Raw genomic sequence first — 15,427 nt, forward strand, 5'->3', positions numbered from 1 at the left:
TCCAACGTTCCTCCCCATAAGTGGCATCCCCTATGCCGTTTCCTTGTTCGGATAAAGTATACCTTGTTCCGACGTGTAATGAAAGGGATTCCTACTATATTTGTAAGCGCTTTCTATCATCTACTCTTTTTCGTTTACTTTATGTTGTTCGAAGTCGCTTGATGACGTGTAATCGCTAGATTGATAAACGATTCGACTAGCTCTGGATAATCAATCCCGATTGCCCGTGCCCCGTCCGGGAATAGACTTGTCGCTGTCATACCAGGTAGCGTATTGGTTTCTAAAATAACGGGATGACCGATTTCAGGCACCAGGAAATCAGAACGGGAATAGCCCGAACATCCGAGGACTTGATGGGCGAGGACTGCCCACTCTTGTAATTTTTGTGTCGTCACCTCGTCAAAATCAGCAGGACAGATATGCTCTGATCCACCGACTGCATATTTTGATTCATAATCATAAAATTCATTTTTAGGAATGATTTCGATGACGGGCAACGCTTTTTCAGCACCTTTTTGGCCGAGCACCGGTACGGTTACTTCTCGCCCTTTAATGAATTGTTCAATCAAAACCGCATCGTCTGCCTGAAAAGCGAGTTCGATTCCGCTTCGTAACATCGCGTCGTCCATCGCAATCGTCAATCCATTTGACGATCCTTCTTGAGCCGGTTTGACGACACAAGGGAATTCACCGCCCCACTGCCGGACCTTATCTGCGATGTCGTCACCGCGTTCAATCAAGACATCACGCGCAATCCGAATGCCAGCCTTCTCAAAGTGCAACTTCGACCGTGCTTTATCCATCGCTAATGCGGAAGCCAACACACCTGATCCAGTATACGGAATATCCGCTAACTCTAGTAATGCTTGAACACGACCATCTTCTCCATATTTTCCATGAAGAGCAATGACGGCGACTTCAACATCCAGATTGAAAATTTCTTCAGCACGTTCCGGATGGAAATCGATGGCAACGACTTCGTGCCCTTTTCCCTCCAATGCTTGAATCACGGACTTCCCGCTACTTAACGAAACCTCACGTTCTCCAGAAATCCCACCATACAATACTGCCACTCTCATACTCTTCACTCCTTCATCTTACGTTCACTGTTTATCATACCATCACTCTTTCAACGAAAAAATACAAAATGGTGTTAACTGATGATTCCTAAGAAAAAAGACCACTTTCCGTCAGTAACCGGTCAGTGGCCTTAAAAAGAATCGTCGTATGTGCCGATTCGTTAAAAATCATCATTTACACGGAAAATGTTCCGGCAATCATTTTGATTGCATCCGCACGTTGAAGTGTTTTTCCGTATTCCGCCATCGCGAGCGGACTTTTCGCACTTGGTACGCCATATTCAGACAGTACGGTCGTAATCGTCCGTTCAAGCGCCTCTGCCATCCGTTCCTCGAAATACAAGTAATACCGCCCTTCGAAGTAGTATAGCGCACCACCCGTTTCCGTCATCGGAACGTGGCGAAGCAATCCGTGGCTCGCTTGAATGACGTCCTCGAATTCTTCGAGTTGATACAGGACATGATGTACGATATCGACGGTCATCCGAATTTCTACTTGATCAAACTCATCAAACGTTTCTTCTGGTAATTCACCTTCTCGCCGTACATCGACTAACATCCCGTCATTCGGAAAGAATGTCACAAAAAATTCAAGTGTCCCGACCGCATGAAATCCAAAATTTGATTCTGCTTCTTCTAACAGGTTACGTAATAGGTCCTGTCCTTTTCCAACTGCCAGTGTTTCTGGTCGAACGTCGTGAACGGATAGTTCCTGCTTCGTAATAAACACACGTAAATGCCCTTGTTTAAATGTCTCAAACCTCATCTAAGACTCCTCCAGTCAATGCCGGAGAAAAACAACTTCTCCGTTCAATATGAATCACACTATACACCAGTTGTCGGAGTGAGTCGACTTAACCAACTTTTCCAGGAGGAATCGTCCGTCCCGAGGAGATGATCCGCGTATTTTTCAGGGAGCTGTTCGACGGCATAACCACCTAGACCAATCTCGACGTTCGGTACAGCCTGTCGTAGTTCGACAAGCGCTTCATCTAAAAGACTGAGGTGGTCAGAAATCGTACAAGAAAGGACGACAGCACGCGGTACTAATTGTTTCGTCACCGTCACAAGATCTGACACGGGAATTCCTGCCCCAAGAAAAATCACATCGAAGCCGGATTGGCGTAAGTATAGCGTAAAAAATAACAATCCCAATTCATGTTCTTCTTCTGGCGCACATACACATAAAATGCGCGGTAAAAAAGGATTGATCGGCATTTGTAACGATAATGTCGAAAGGCGGGCCCGTAAAAAGGCTGTCGCAAAATGTTCATGCGCAATCGTAATTTCACCATTTTCCCACTTCGAGCCGATTTCGTGCAGCAACGGTCCAACGATATCTTGAATCACCTTATCGAAACTAAACATCGAGAATGCCTTATTCATGATGTCAGGGGCATGTCGTTCCTCAAATGTCGTTAATGCCTCAAACAGCTGTTCACGTAGTTCAACACCATAATCAAGTGGAAGCTCCGTGCGACTGACAGGCATTTCGTACAGTTGAATCGCTTTCGAAACAGATAGTCCCTCTTTTTGTTTGTCTACAATCCAGCGGAGCTTCGCGACATCGCTATCACTATAGATGCGATGCCCAGATTCACTCCGGTCCGGATCAAGCACTTGATATCGCCTTTCCCAAGCACGAATGGTCGTTGGGTTGAGCCCTACTAATGCAGCGACTGCTTTGATATTATATTTCCCACGATCCATGCACCGTGCCTCCTTCCTTCTCCTTTTCAGTATACCCGTAAAGGAAAATAATCTCTGTTCACAATGTGCCCTTACATCATGAAACCGAGGGAAACGAAGGCGATAATGATTGTAATCATAAGAATCGTCAGCGTGATAGCTAACGGATTTTTGACAAAGGGTTGTTTTAACCGTTCATTCCGCACATGTTCAATTCGTGAAGAACGTGGTGGTAAGCTTGATTTCGGTTCTTCTTGTCGGTTCTTTCGTTGATCGTATTTACTCAATTTCATCACCTTTTCTAAAAATAAGGATAGTACTAGTTTACACTGAATCGGTTGATGAAAAAAAGACCTCTTCTAATCGTTGTTCCCAATCCAAAATCTCAATCGTATGCCTTTTTTCCGGTGATTGTGTTGTCGTATTACCACAAATATCACAGCACCGGTCCTGGACGATCGGTTGCTCATCAAAATGATTCAAGATGAACATTCGTCGACACGTTATACTTTGAATATAATTTATCATTTGCATAAGTTCACATAAACGTATCTTTTTCCGCTCTTCTTGCCAACCGATGATGTCCTCACGCGACCAGCGATCACTGAGTTGCGATTTTAATAACCGATACGCCGGATCTTCGACATCTAATCCTAAACGCCGTTCCATCGTTTCAATCGGTTCCTGACGTGCCATGCCCGCTAACAATTGGTCAATCCAAAGCACAGGGGCATACTGCTTTTCGACTAAAAACTGCTGCAGACGGTGATCCCCCTTCGCATAGAGTAGTAGTGCTGTCGACAGCTCTCCGTCTCGCCCTGCCCGACCGACTTCCTGCATGTATGCTTCAATCGTCGCCGGCATCGCGTAATGAATGACGGTCCGGACATTTCCTTTATTGACACCCATACCGAAGGCACTTGTACAGACGAGACACTCAATCTCATCGTGTAAGAATTGTTGTTGGATCAATTGACGATCCTCCGCTTCGAGTCCTGCATGGTAGTATGTCGCCTTCGTGATTAAACGTGCGACACGCTCCGCTTCGTTCCTTGTCGTCGTATAGATGACACACGGACGCTCTACCTTCGTCAACCAGTTTGCCAGCACATGATCTTTTTGATCAGGCTCAACGTCTTCGACGATGAATTGAATTTCCGGTCGATTGACGGAATGCCGGATAATTGTCGGGTCCGATAGCTCTAAGCCTCTTAACATATCCTGTTCCACTTGTTTCGTTGCTGTTGCCGTCAAAGCTAGACAAGTCGGGTTTCCGAGTTCTTTCTTGACGATTCCTAGCTTCGCGTATTCGGGGCGAAACTCATGACCCCATTGTGAAATACAATGCGCTTCATCCACGACGAATAAATTAATGTTCGTTTGCTGAAGCCGTTGTTTGACGTTCGGCATCGCCAATTGTTCCGGTGACAAATACAAATACCGAAGTTGACTCAGGTGACGTAAAATTTGTTCTTTTTGGTCTTTTGTTTCGTGCGACGTCAACTTAGCGACGGAACGTTCTCCGCGACTTTTGATTTGCATGACTTGATCTTCAATCAACGATAAGAGCGGCGAAAGGATGACGGTCAATCCTTCTGGCAACAAATAGGACGGAAGTTGATAACAGATCGACTTCCCTCCCCCGGTCGGCAAGATGGCGACCGTATCGCGGCCTGCTAAAACGGACGCAATGATGTCTTTTTGACCTGCTCGAAAGCGGTCATGCTTAAAATAACGTTTTAAGACAGTCTCCATCATCTCTCCTCCCATCTTTTTCGCGCTAACGCGATACGAATTTGAAAATAATCGGTCTCGAGCTTCAATTCACCTTTAATTCGTTTCAACGAAAATGTCTCGTTTCGATTTGCTACTTCAATCACTTCTTTAAATTGTGCATCCGATAAGAATTGGCTCCGCGGGAATACGTCACTGTACATCGCAATTTCGACGAGGTGATCTTCCATCGTGCTCTTCTTCAGGCGCCGCCGCTCGGAGATTTCATTCAAAGCAAATCCGTTACGTAACATGTCCCATGTTTTCTGTGCTGATTGTGTCATCTTCGATTGATCAATATCTTCACCAAGACGTAAAATCAGTCCTGCTTCATCCAAGTGACGCAGACATTTTCGCCAAGCCATCATAAATTCCAAACGAAGCGACAAGACGTCACTGTCAAGTTTCTCTACAAGTTGCGGGTAAGACAACCCTGTTTTCAACCCCGACAAGCGGTAGCTGATGAGCGTTGCTTCTTTTACCGACAACTGACGCAACGCCTCTCGTAATTCTTGGTACACCTGGTCAATCCATTGCGTACGCTGCGGCATCCCTTTGATGTATCGCCGGACCCAGTCCTTTATCGCGACGTCTTGCTGAACCGGTACGAAAAATCGTTTTTGCTCGAGACAAACGACGGTTTGAATCAAAAGGCTTAAGCGTTTCCATAAAACAACTGAAAATCCACGCAATTCACCGCCCATGTCATCGATTAAAAACGGCACTTTAATCGAGGATTGGCCAAGCTCCGTGATGCGCAACGTTTCCGCTCGTTCGATGAATCCCTGCTGTTCCAGCTCAAGCAATAGCCGATCGAATGTTTCTCGTCGAAAGGGCAACATCCCAAAAACAGTTTCTAATTCATAGAAGTGTGCATCTTGGAGTGATGTTGCCGAACGTTTTCCTTGAAGGATATGAAAGAGGCTACGATCTGTCCGTTCACCCCGGAGGCGACTAATGGTTTCTAACAAAACTTGATTGACGACAGTCAATTTCATCCACTCCCCTCCCTTCAATCGGTTTGATTATATTTAAAGTATCGTCTTCATTCGTTTATATGTATAGCATAATTAGCTTGACCTTTCCAAACCTCTTTCTTAGATTAACGCACCTATTGCGTCTTACTCGACTATTTCCATCGCATCCTGTTACTTTGTTTGAATACTTCTACCGCTTCCTCATTGAAAAGAACGCATGAGTCCGATACAATGACATATAGATGAGAACAATACTAGATCAATCATGTTTTCGAATAGAGAGGAGAAATACAAAATGGCTAAATTTACGATTGTCGATAAAGACACGTGTATCGCTTGTGGCGCTTGTGGTGCCGCAGCACCTGATATCTATGACTATGATGACGAGGGCTTAGCATACGTCATTCTAGACGATAACAAAGGGACAGCAGAAATCCCGGAAGCATTGTTCGATGACATGATTGACGCATTCGAAGGTTGCCCAACTGATTCAATTAAAGTGGCAGACGAATCATTCGAAGGCGACGCATTAAAATACGAATAAGTATTTGACAGTATGGTAGCTTCACGCCATGCTGTTTTTTTATGACTATACATCAAAAAAGCTGTACGGTTCGACCCAATCGGTCGAGCCGTACAGCTTTTTTTAACAAGAATACCTGAATGATCGTTATCGTTTCCCTTTGATGTACGGTACACCAACAGCTTTCGGTGCATCGGCGCGACCGACGACACCAGCAAGTGCAAGAATCGTTAAGACGTAAGGCGCAATCAAAAGATAGACTTGAGGAATTTGATCGAGTAATGGTAACTGTTGTCCGATGATCGAGATCGCTTGAGCGAAACCGAAGAACAAGGCAGCTGCCATTGCACCGAGCGGATTCCATTTTCCGAAAATCATCGCGGCGATCGCAAGGAAACCTTGCCCGAGAATCGTCGTCACGCTGAAGTTCAATGAAATCGAAGTTGCATAAACTGCACCCGCAAGACCACCGAATCCGCCTGAAATCATGACTCCGATAAAGCGCATCTTTGTGACGTTAATCCCCATCGTATCTGCTGCCATCGGATGTTCTCCGACAGAACGGAGACGAAGACCGAATGGTGTCTTAAAGACGACGAACCATGCCACAACTGCTAAGATGATCGCAATGTACGAGGTATAGTAGACGTTTGCAAAAAACATTTTCAAAACAGGAATATCAGATAGGAACGGCACATTCTCTTTCGAAATCCGGTTCGGAATCGAGTCTGTTTGTCCTTTTCCATAAAAGGCACGGACTAAGAAAATCGCGAGACCAACTGCTAAGATATTGATCGCGACACCAAGTACCGTTTGGTCGGCACGGAACAAAATCGCAGGCACTGCAAGGAATAAAGCGAAGATTGCCCCGATGACGATAGCGATTAACATCGCGATCCATGGACTAGCAGCGCCGAATCCCATCTTCGATAATGTCAGGGCTGAAACAACACCCGTGAATGCTCCCATGACCATCAAGCCTTCAAGCGCGATGTTGACGACACCAGAACGTTCACTGAAAATACCACCGAGCGCTGCGATGATCAATGGAGCCGAATAGGCAAGCGCAATCGGTACGATAATATAAAGTACATCTAGAAAGCCCATTATTTATCGGCTCCTTTCACTTTTTTGCCTTCTGCTCTTTTAACCGTCAGCTTTTCGATGACGAGACGGATCGCGTAACCGGAAGCGACGAAGATGATGATGAAGGCGATGATGATTTTAATCAGTTCTGGTGGAATCCCGATTTGTTGCATCGACAGTCCGCCAATATTGAGTCCGGCAAATAATAATGCGGCCAGAACGACTCCGATCGGGTTGTTCGCACCAAGTAAGGCGACGGCGATTCCGTCAAATCCAACACCTGTAAAGGATGCGTTTAGCGTCATGTTTTGGAATGTTCCTAACCCTTCCATCGCTCCAGCAAATCCAGCGAATACACCAGAGATGACGAATGAGAGAATGATGTTCTTGTTGACACCCATACCGGCATATTCTGCAGCACTTTTATTAAATCCAACTGCACGTAACTCATAACCGAGCGTCGTCTTCCAAAGAATGAACCAGAAGACGAGTGCGGCGACGACAGCAATGAAAATCCCATTATGCAAACGTGAAAAATCCGTTAACTCTTGCAAGAATGGTGAAGCCAACGAAGCCGTTTCTTTGACTGAATCTGTCCGTTCGTTTTTGATTCCGATGACATGACGTAAAATATCATTCGTCACATACAACGCGATGTAGTTCATCATGATTGACGTGATAACTTCATGGACATGGAAACGCGCTTTTAAAATACCTGGAACCGCAGCCCATAGTGCACCCGCTAAACCCGCTCCGATTAACGCGAGTGGCAAGTGGATTGCTGTCGGGAGATCGAAAGAAATCCCGATCCAGACCGCGACCATCCAACCGACTAAAACTTGACCTTCAACCCCGATGTTAAATAATCCCGTTCGAAAGGCAAAGGCGACGGCGAGACCCGCAAAAATCAATGGTGCTGCGGCACGCAATGTTTCCCCGATACTATACGGTTCACCAAAGATTCCGTAAAACAGTTGATCAAATCCAGCGATTGGATCATAACCACCAATCACCATGACGATGGCACCAACCACCATCCCGAGGATGATTGACAAGATTGGAATCAGAATTCCATAAAAACGTTCGAGTTTCATGAACGACCTACCTCCTCTTTCTTACCGCCAGCCATCAGGAAGCCGAGTTCAATTTCATTCGTCTCCTTAGGATCGAGAAAGGCTACTGTCCGTCCTTCATACAGTACGGCAATGCGGTCTGAGACTTGTAAAATTTCTTCGAGTTCAAACGAAATCAAGAGGACAGCGCGTCCTTTTTCCCGTTCCAGTACTAGCTGCTCATGAATGAATTCAATTGCACCTACATCGAGTCCACGTGTTGGTTGCGCAGCAATTAATAAGTCAGGTGAACGATCGACTTCACGCGCGATGATGGCTTTTTGCTGGTTCCCGCCCGATAAGGCGCGCGCAAATGTTTCAGGACTTGGAGTTCGGACGTCGAACTTCTCAATTAACGTTTGAGCTTTTTCCATGACCTGCTTATAGTTCATGATGCCTGCTTTTGAATACGGTTTTTGATAGTACGTTTGTAAGACCATGTTATGACCGATTGAATAATCAAGAACGAGTCCATGTTTATGACGGTCTTGAGGAATATGACCGATGCCCGCTTCCGTCACTTTCCGCGGCTTCAAGTTTTTGATCGATTTGTTGTTTAAGAATACTTCTCCGCTTTCGGCTCTTCTTAATCCTGTGATTGCTTCAATCAATTCAGTTTGACCATTCCCATCAATCCCTGCAATCCCGACGATTTCGCCAGCTCGAACATCTAAGTTCAGTCCGTCGACCGCTTTAATCCCACGACCGTCTTTAACGACGAGGTTTTTTATATCGAGAACGAGTTCTTGTGGATTTGCCTTGGAATACTCCGCATCAAAGTTTACTTCACGGCCAACCATCATTTCAGCGAGTCTCGACTGTGTCATCGTTTCATCGATATCAACCGTACCAATGTACTTACCACGACGTATCGTCGTACAGCGATCTGCCACTTCCATGATTTCCTTCAATTTATGTGTGATCAAGATGATCGACTTACCTTCAGCAATCAACCGATTCATGATTTGAATCAATTCTTTGATTTCCTGAGGCGTCAATACAGCCGATGGTTCATCGAAGATGAGAATGTCAGCTCCACGATACAGCGTCTTTAGAATTTCGACACGTTGTTGCATCCCGACTGAAATATCTTCAATTTTTGCATCTGGATCTACCGCAAGACCATACTGCTCCGAAATTTGGCGTACTTTCTCCCGGGCAGTTGCGCGGTCGATTTTGAGACCAGATTTCGGTTCTGCACCTAAAATGATGTTTTCCGTGACGGTGAAATTTTGAACGAGCATGAAGTGTTGATGCACCATGCCGATTCCAAGATCATTCGCGACGTTCGGACTCGTAATATTAACTTTTTCACCGCGTACACGAATTTCTCCAGCCTCAGGCTGATACAAACCAAATAAGACGTTCATCAGCGTCGATTTTCCGGCACCGTTTTCACCAAGTAAAGCGTGAATCTCACCTTTCCGAAGCTGGAGCGTGATATTATCATTTGCGACGAAACTGCCAAACTCTTTTCGTATGTTTAGCATCTCAATGACGTATTCCAAGAAAATCCACTCCCATGTTTAGTTTAAAAGGGGAGGCCGCAATGCTAGCGACCCCCGCTTCCATTTTATTAAAGTGATGCTTCGTACTCTTTATACTCATCGTCAGTTGCTGGAACTGTGATCTTTCCATCGATGATTTGTTTTTTGTAGTCTTCGACTTTCGTCAAGACGTCTTTTTCAATGTTGTCTTGTGAAGGTGCGATATCGACGCCGCCATCTTTAAGACCGAATTCTACGACTTTACCTGCTGGGAAGTTGCCATCTTTCGTATCTTTCGCAACTTGTTCAACTGCTGTATCAACACGCTTAACCATTGACGTCAATGTCACGTTTTCTGGCATACCTTCTTCGACTTGGTCACGGTCAACACCGATGACCCAAACATCTTCACCGTTTTTCTTACGGTTTTTCGCTTCTGTGAAGACACCTTGTCCTGTACCGCCAGCTGCGTGATAAATCACGTCAACTTTCTTGCCATACATCCCTGAAGCGATTGCTTGTCCTTTTTCAGCAGCATTGAAATCTTCTGCATATTGAACTTCAACTTTTGCATCTGGGTTGACAGCCATGACGCCTGCTTTAAATCCACTTTCAAACTTTTTGATTAAGTCTGAGTTTACGCCACCGACGAATCCGACTTTATCTGTTTTCGTAGTAAGACCCGCGACGACACCAACGAGGAACGAACCTTCGTTTTCCTTGAAGACGATTGACGCGACGTTCGGCTTATCAACGACCATATCGACGAGTGCAAAGTTCTTGTCGTCAAACTGATCCGCTACTTTACCGATATCTTCTGCCATCAAGAACCCGATTCCGAGAATCAAGTCGTAGTTCGCACGTGCTAATTGTTGTAAGTTCGGTTGATAATCCGATTGTTTTGCTGATTGAAGGTACTTGTAACCAGTTCCTTCTTCCAAATCGTTATCTTTACCGAACTTCTGAATGCCTTCCCACGCAGATTGGTTGAATGATTTATCATCAACACCGCCTGTATCTGTGACCATACCTACTTTGAAGCCGTCTTTTTCGCCGCTTCCTGAATCTTTAGAATCATCGTTGCTACCACATGCTGCGAGTACCGAACTCATTGCTAAACCTGTTGCTGCTAATGCGAGAAGTGACTTCTTTTTCATCTGAAATAATCCCCTTTCGAATATGGTCATACAAAGTTCCTGACTACGTCAAGCACCTGAGGCTGGTGATGAGGAGCGTTACGTAGGTTGGCGGAAGCGCTTTCAGTAAAACTCCTAGAACAATCGATTATACACGTTTACGGATGACATGGAAATCAAACTTATCCGCACGGAAATAGTTCGCTGAATAAAGAACGGATCGGTCGAGCTCATCATAATGCGTTTGTCGCAACGCGAGCAAGGGTTGGTCCGTATGTAATTGTTCAGCGATTTTCGGATCGATTCGAGGTTCGATATGCGTCACCGCATGTGTGACCCGACGACCTAGTTCTTTTTCTAGTGCGTCGAACAGTGAAGTCGAAGACGTAAACTGTTCTTCATTTTTAATATAATGGCTTGGAATCTTATCGACGCAATAGACAACAGGAACATCTCCTGCAAGTCGGATTCGTTCGATTCGATAAACCAGTTCATCCGGACCAAGTTGGAAACGTTCTCGGTCACGTTCTGTCGGTTGGACCATTTCTGAAGATAAGACTTCAGACGTTGGAATCATCCCAGCGCGCGCAATCATCTCCGTCACACTGTACAATTCTTCGATCCCCGACGTGAATGGTGGTCTTGCATTGATAAACGTACCGACACCGTGTTTACGGATGACGATGTTCTCATCTTCAAGAATTCGTAAAGCCTCCCGAAGAGTCGCTCGACTAACGCCAAGTTGCTTTGAAAGTTCAAACTCTGAAGGTAGTTTCTCGCCTTCCTTGTAAACGCCGTCATCGATGTCAGACTTAATCTTTTCAATCACTCGTAAGTAAAGCAAACGATGATCTAATTTAATCGACATGACGCATCTCCATCCTCTATCTAGTTGTAACCAGTGCTCAGACTTCTGACGTATGAGAACTCCAGCCAAGATAAGTATATGACGTCGAACACAATCCTGCAATCATTTTGTAACAGGTTAGAAGTCTGACTTCTGGCGCTTTTGTAACCCTTTTCATAACGTATCTATTGCTGGAAGAAAATAGGGCGTTCTACCTAAGAATGCCCGCTCTTCCTTTGACGCTTATTGTTCAGGTACTTCTGTTTTACCTGAAATGACTTCTTCTTTCGCTTGTTCGAGCATGTCGAGTGTCTTTTTCGAGATTTTTTCTGACTCGATGATGTCAACGCCTTGCTCTTTCAAACCGTAACGAATCGTCTCTCCACCTGTGAGTTTTCCAGCTTTCGCTTCATTCGCTGTATCTTTGACAGCTAAGTCAACTCGCTTGATAACAGATGTCAACGTGACATCTTCTGGCATGCCTTCTTCTTGTTGGTCACGATCGACACCGATGACAGCAACTTCTTCTCCATTTTTCTTCCGATTTTTCGCTTCTGTGAAGACGCCGTTTCCTGTTCCACCGGCTGCCGGGAAAATAATATCTGCCCCTTTACCATACATGCCTGCTGCGATTGCTTGTCCTTTTTCAGGTGCAGCGAAATCTTCTGCGTACTGTACGTCGACTTTGATGTTCGGATTAACGGATTTTGCACCCGCTTCAAAGCCTGCCCGGAAGCGTTCGATTACATCCATCTTCATTCCACCGACAAACCCGATGTGATCTGTTTTCGTTTCCATCGCGGCAACGATTCCCGCAAGATAGGCACCTTCGTTTTCTTTAAACGTAATCGATGTCACGTTGTCTCCTTCAACGACGTTATCGATGATTGTAAACTGTGTGTCTTTAAACTGATCGGCAACTGTTTTGATATCTTCATTAAAGGTATTCCCAATCCCAAAAATCAAATCTTCCCCCGCTCGTGCAAGACGCGATAAGTTCGGTTGGTAATCTTGTTGCGATTTTGATTGAAGGTACGAGTAACCCTCGTTTTTCTGAAGGTCGTTTTCTTTTCCATACGCTTGCAGACCTTCCCACGCCGACTGGTTAAACGATTTATCATCGATTCCGCCTTTATCGGCAACCATTGCGACAGAAAACTCGTCCTTGTTTCCCTTTGCACTGTCGTCTGAACCTCCACATGCTGCGAGCCCTACTGTTGCTACCGTCATTGCTGACACAAGTACTTGTTTTTTCTTCATTGTCATTCATCTCCTCTTCCATTTATGTGAGCGCTTTCATTATCTATTTGTGTAAAAGTCGCTCACTTACCTCTGTGAGAGGTAGGCCAACTCATATGACTGAGTATGACAAAACATACGTATAAAATCAACAGACGTCTGACAACTATTTTTCTGAAATCGTTCTCATTTAGACTTTTTTTAATATTTTCTTACACGTAAAGAAAACCAACGCTCACTATGTGAACGCTGGTTCTCTATTATTACTTAACGTCCGATGACGCGGCGTGGTTTCGATCCTTCTGACGGACCGACGAGGCCATTCTCTTCTAATGCATCGATCAGTCGTGCAGCGCGATTATAACCAATCCGATACTTCCGCTGTATCATTGACGTCGAGGCTGTATCTTGCGTCAAGATGAACTGAACAACCTCGTCATATAACGGATCGTCGACGTCAGATTCACCCTCAGGAACATCTTTTGGAATCATCGCTTCCACGTACTGTGCTTTTTGTTGACTGATGACGTGGTTGACGACCTTTTCAACCTCTTCGTCCGATAAGAACGCCCCTTGGACACGAACGGGTTTATTCATCCCATTTCCAAGGAGTAGCATGTCCCCTCGTCCGAGTAGCTTATCTGCCCCGCTCGTATCGAGGATGGTGCGAGAATCCGTTCCACTCGATACGCTGAAAGCAATCCGGGACGGTATGTTCGCTTTGATGACACCCGTGATGATATCGACACTCGGCCGTTGTGTCGCAATCACCATATGAATTCCTGCCGCTCGTGCCATCTGAGCAAGACGCATGATGGCATCTTCGACTTCGTTTGAAGCGACCATCATCAAATCTGCTAACTCATCGACAATGACGACGATGTAAGGTAGGCGTTGATGGACTTTCTCTTCCGCATTCATCTTATCAATCAATGCATTGTAGCCTTCGATGTTGCGGGCGCCGTTCTGACTGAAGATTTCATACCGCCGTTCCATCTCTGAAACGACTTGTTTTAAGGCTTGCGCCGCTTTTTTCGGGTCGGTGACGACGGGTGCGAGAAGATGCGGAATGCCATTGTAGACATTCAACTCAACCATTTTCGGATCGATCATCATCAAGCGGACTTCATCCGGCCGTGCCCGCATCAATATCGAGACGATCATCCCATTGATACAGACTGACTTTCCGGATCCCGTCGATCCTGCGACTAACACGTGTGGCATTTTGTTTAACTTCGCCGTCACGGTCTCTCCCGAGATACTCCGTCCAAGGGCGACAAGTAATCGATCTGGATCGGCTTGAACGCTTTCTGCTCCGAGGACTTCCCGAAGTGAGACCATCGCCACTTCACGATTCGGCACCTCGATCCCGACCGCTGCCTTTCCCGGAATCGGTGCTTCGATTCGAATGTCCTTCGCAGCGAGCGCGAGCGCCAGGTCATCTGCGAGTCCCGTGATCCGACTGAGCTTAATCCCTTGATGCGGTTCAATTTCATACTTCGTGACACTTGGACCTAAATGAATTTTTAAGACCTTTGCCCCAATCCCAAACGACTTTAAGGTCGCAATCAATTTCGTTGCATTGTCCTTGAGACGTTTGTTCTCTCCTGATAAATCTTTTGATGTCGGCTCCATCAATAATTCAAGAGAAGGCAATTGATATCCATCCGGTGTTTCAGTCATCGTCAACGGACCTTGTAGTTCAGTCGCCTGCGGTTCGACATGGTCCGCGAACCCGATGATTGGGACGTCTTGAATACTCTCTACTGCATCTTCTGGTTCGTTTTCCGGAAGTGACGGCACAGTAGTCTCCTGTTTAGCCGTTGCTGGTTTTGCTTGCCGTTCGAGTGGTTTACGTTCTTTTAGTTTTTTAGCCTCTTTGACCGGACGCTCCTTGCGTTCAGGTAAAGACCGCTCACGATTTCGAAACGCTTCCACCCGCTCGAGCATTCCATGCGCCAGTTCACTGAAGAATAACGGATGAAGCAGGTGCACACTTGTGCCAATTAAAAACAACCCAATCAAGAAGGCACCAAAACTCGAAATGTAATAGGCCGATCCTTGATAGAGCCAAGCATTCAATGTCCCCCTCGGCTCTCCTAATATTAAATCAATCCAAATTAAAAGACCGGCTGCGAGCAAACTGATTGCCCATTTTTTTTGTCGCTCGAGTTGCGAGAGGAACAAGAGGAGCACACTCCCTGACAAGCCATAAAGCAACGATCCGAATTGACCGACCGTATCAAAAGCGAACTCGGCGAGCTTCTCACCGACTCGTCCAAATTCTCCTAATGCAAGAAGATAGGCTAGTAATAACAAAACAGCGAAGACACCTACATATGTACGATATTGAATCGGAGGACGTTGTTTTTTAGCCGGCGGTCGTTTCCGTGCCGTCGTTTGTTTGCGAACAGGCTTCTTTTTTGTCGTCGCCATCTATACTACCTCCTGATAAAAAAACGACTCAGCTGACCAGGAA

At 45.6% G+C, this 15,427-nt stretch carries 14 protein-coding genes; 1 reads left to right on the plus strand and 13 read right to left on the minus strand.

Annotation, left to right across the window (positions count from 1 at the left end):
• Positions 1 to 134: 134 nt before the first annotated feature.
• The 6 genes from P403_RS0101800 to P403_RS0101825 form a co-directional block, all read right to left on the minus strand.
• Complete coding sequence (locus tag P403_RS0101800) at positions 135 to 1,079, minus strand: D-alanine--D-alanine ligase (RefSeq protein ID WP_029330692.1); 945 nt, start codon at positions 1,077 to 1,079, stop codon at positions 135 to 137.
• A 175-nt stretch (positions 1,080 to 1,254) separates the two neighbouring features.
• Positions 1,255 to 1,845, minus strand: coding sequence for an adaptor protein MecA (locus tag P403_RS0101805; protein WP_029330694.1), 591 nt, complete (start codon positions 1,843 to 1,845; stop codon positions 1,255 to 1,257).
• A 59-nt stretch (positions 1,846 to 1,904) separates the two neighbouring features.
• Positions 1,905 to 2,789 (minus strand): MerR family transcriptional regulator, encoded by an 885-nt coding sequence (locus tag P403_RS0101810; RefSeq protein ID WP_029330695.1) that lies wholly within the window; start codon positions 2,787 to 2,789, stop codon positions 1,905 to 1,907.
• A gap of 71 nt (positions 2,790 to 2,860) precedes the next feature.
• Complete coding sequence (locus P403_RS0101815; protein ID WP_029330697.1) at positions 2,861 to 3,055, minus strand: hypothetical protein; 195 nt, start codon at positions 3,053 to 3,055, stop codon at positions 2,861 to 2,863.
• A 37-nt stretch (positions 3,056 to 3,092) separates the two neighbouring features.
• Positions 3,093 to 4,523: a RecQ family ATP-dependent DNA helicase gene (locus P403_RS0101820; RefSeq protein ID WP_235195159.1), complete on the minus strand. Its 1,431-nt coding sequence runs from the start codon at positions 4,521 to 4,523 to the stop codon at positions 3,093 to 3,095.
• Positions 4,523 to 5,539: a YpbB family protein gene (locus P403_RS0101825; protein ID WP_029330699.1), complete on the minus strand. Its 1,017-nt coding sequence runs from the start codon at positions 5,537 to 5,539 to the stop codon at positions 4,523 to 4,525. The genes P403_RS0101820 and P403_RS0101825 overlap by 1 nt, the downstream gene beginning before the upstream one ends.
• Positions 5,540 to 5,813: 274 nt before the next feature.
• Here P403_RS0101825 and P403_RS0101830 point away from each other — a divergent pair, with 274 nt between their 5' ends.
• On the plus strand, positions 5,814 to 6,062 hold the full coding sequence (locus P403_RS0101830) for a ferredoxin (protein WP_012370689.1): 249 nt from the start codon (positions 5,814 to 5,816) through the stop codon (positions 6,060 to 6,062).
• A 126-nt stretch (positions 6,063 to 6,188) separates the two neighbouring features.
• Here the strand turns inward: P403_RS0101830 and P403_RS0101835 are convergent, their stop codons facing one another.
• The 7 genes from P403_RS0101835 to P403_RS0101865 all read right to left on the minus strand — a co-directional run bounded on the left by P403_RS0101835 (position 6,189) and on the right by P403_RS0101865 (position 15,384).
• Complete coding sequence (locus P403_RS0101835) at positions 6,189 to 7,148, minus strand: ABC transporter permease (protein ID WP_029330703.1); 960 nt, start codon at positions 7,146 to 7,148, stop codon at positions 6,189 to 6,191.
• Positions 7,148 to 8,221 carry an ABC transporter permease gene (locus P403_RS0101840; protein ID WP_029330704.1) on the minus strand — a complete coding sequence of 358 codons (1,074 nt, stop codon included), beginning with the start codon at positions 8,219 to 8,221 and terminating at the stop codon, positions 7,148 to 7,150. The genes P403_RS0101835 and P403_RS0101840 overlap by 1 nt, the downstream gene beginning before the upstream one ends.
• Positions 8,218 to 9,747, minus strand: coding sequence for an ABC transporter ATP-binding protein (locus tag P403_RS0101845; RefSeq protein WP_029330706.1), 1,530 nt, complete (start codon positions 9,745 to 9,747; stop codon positions 8,218 to 8,220). Before P403_RS0101845 ends, P403_RS0101840 begins: the two co-directional genes overlap by 4 nt.
• A 68-nt stretch (positions 9,748 to 9,815) precedes the next feature.
• Positions 9,816 to 10,883, minus strand: a complete 1,068-nt coding sequence (locus P403_RS0101850) for a BMP family lipoprotein (RefSeq protein ID WP_029330708.1) — start codon at positions 10,881 to 10,883, stop codon at positions 9,816 to 9,818.
• Positions 10,884 to 11,010: 127 nt separating this feature from the next.
• Entirely contained in the window at positions 11,011 to 11,730 is a 720-nt protein-coding gene (locus tag P403_RS0101855; RefSeq protein ID WP_029330710.1) for a GntR family transcriptional regulator, read from the minus strand.
• A 222-nt stretch (positions 11,731 to 11,952) separates the two neighbouring features.
• Positions 11,953 to 12,969: a BMP family lipoprotein gene (locus P403_RS0101860; protein WP_029330712.1), complete on the minus strand. Its 1,017-nt coding sequence runs from the start codon at positions 12,967 to 12,969 to the stop codon at positions 11,953 to 11,955.
• A 246-nt stretch (positions 12,970 to 13,215) separates the two neighbouring features.
• The gene (locus tag P403_RS0101865; protein ID WP_029330714.1) at positions 13,216 to 15,384 is read right to left on the minus strand and encodes a DNA translocase FtsK; all 2,169 of its coding nucleotides are present in this window, start codon (positions 15,382 to 15,384) and stop codon (positions 13,216 to 13,218) included.
• Positions 15,385 to 15,427: the final 43 nt, after the last annotated feature.

Source organism: Exiguobacterium oxidotolerans JCM 12280 (genome assembly GCF_000702625.1).
Taxonomy (GTDB): domain Bacteria; phylum Bacillota; class Bacilli; order Exiguobacteriales; family Exiguobacteriaceae; genus Exiguobacterium_A; species Exiguobacterium_A oxidotolerans.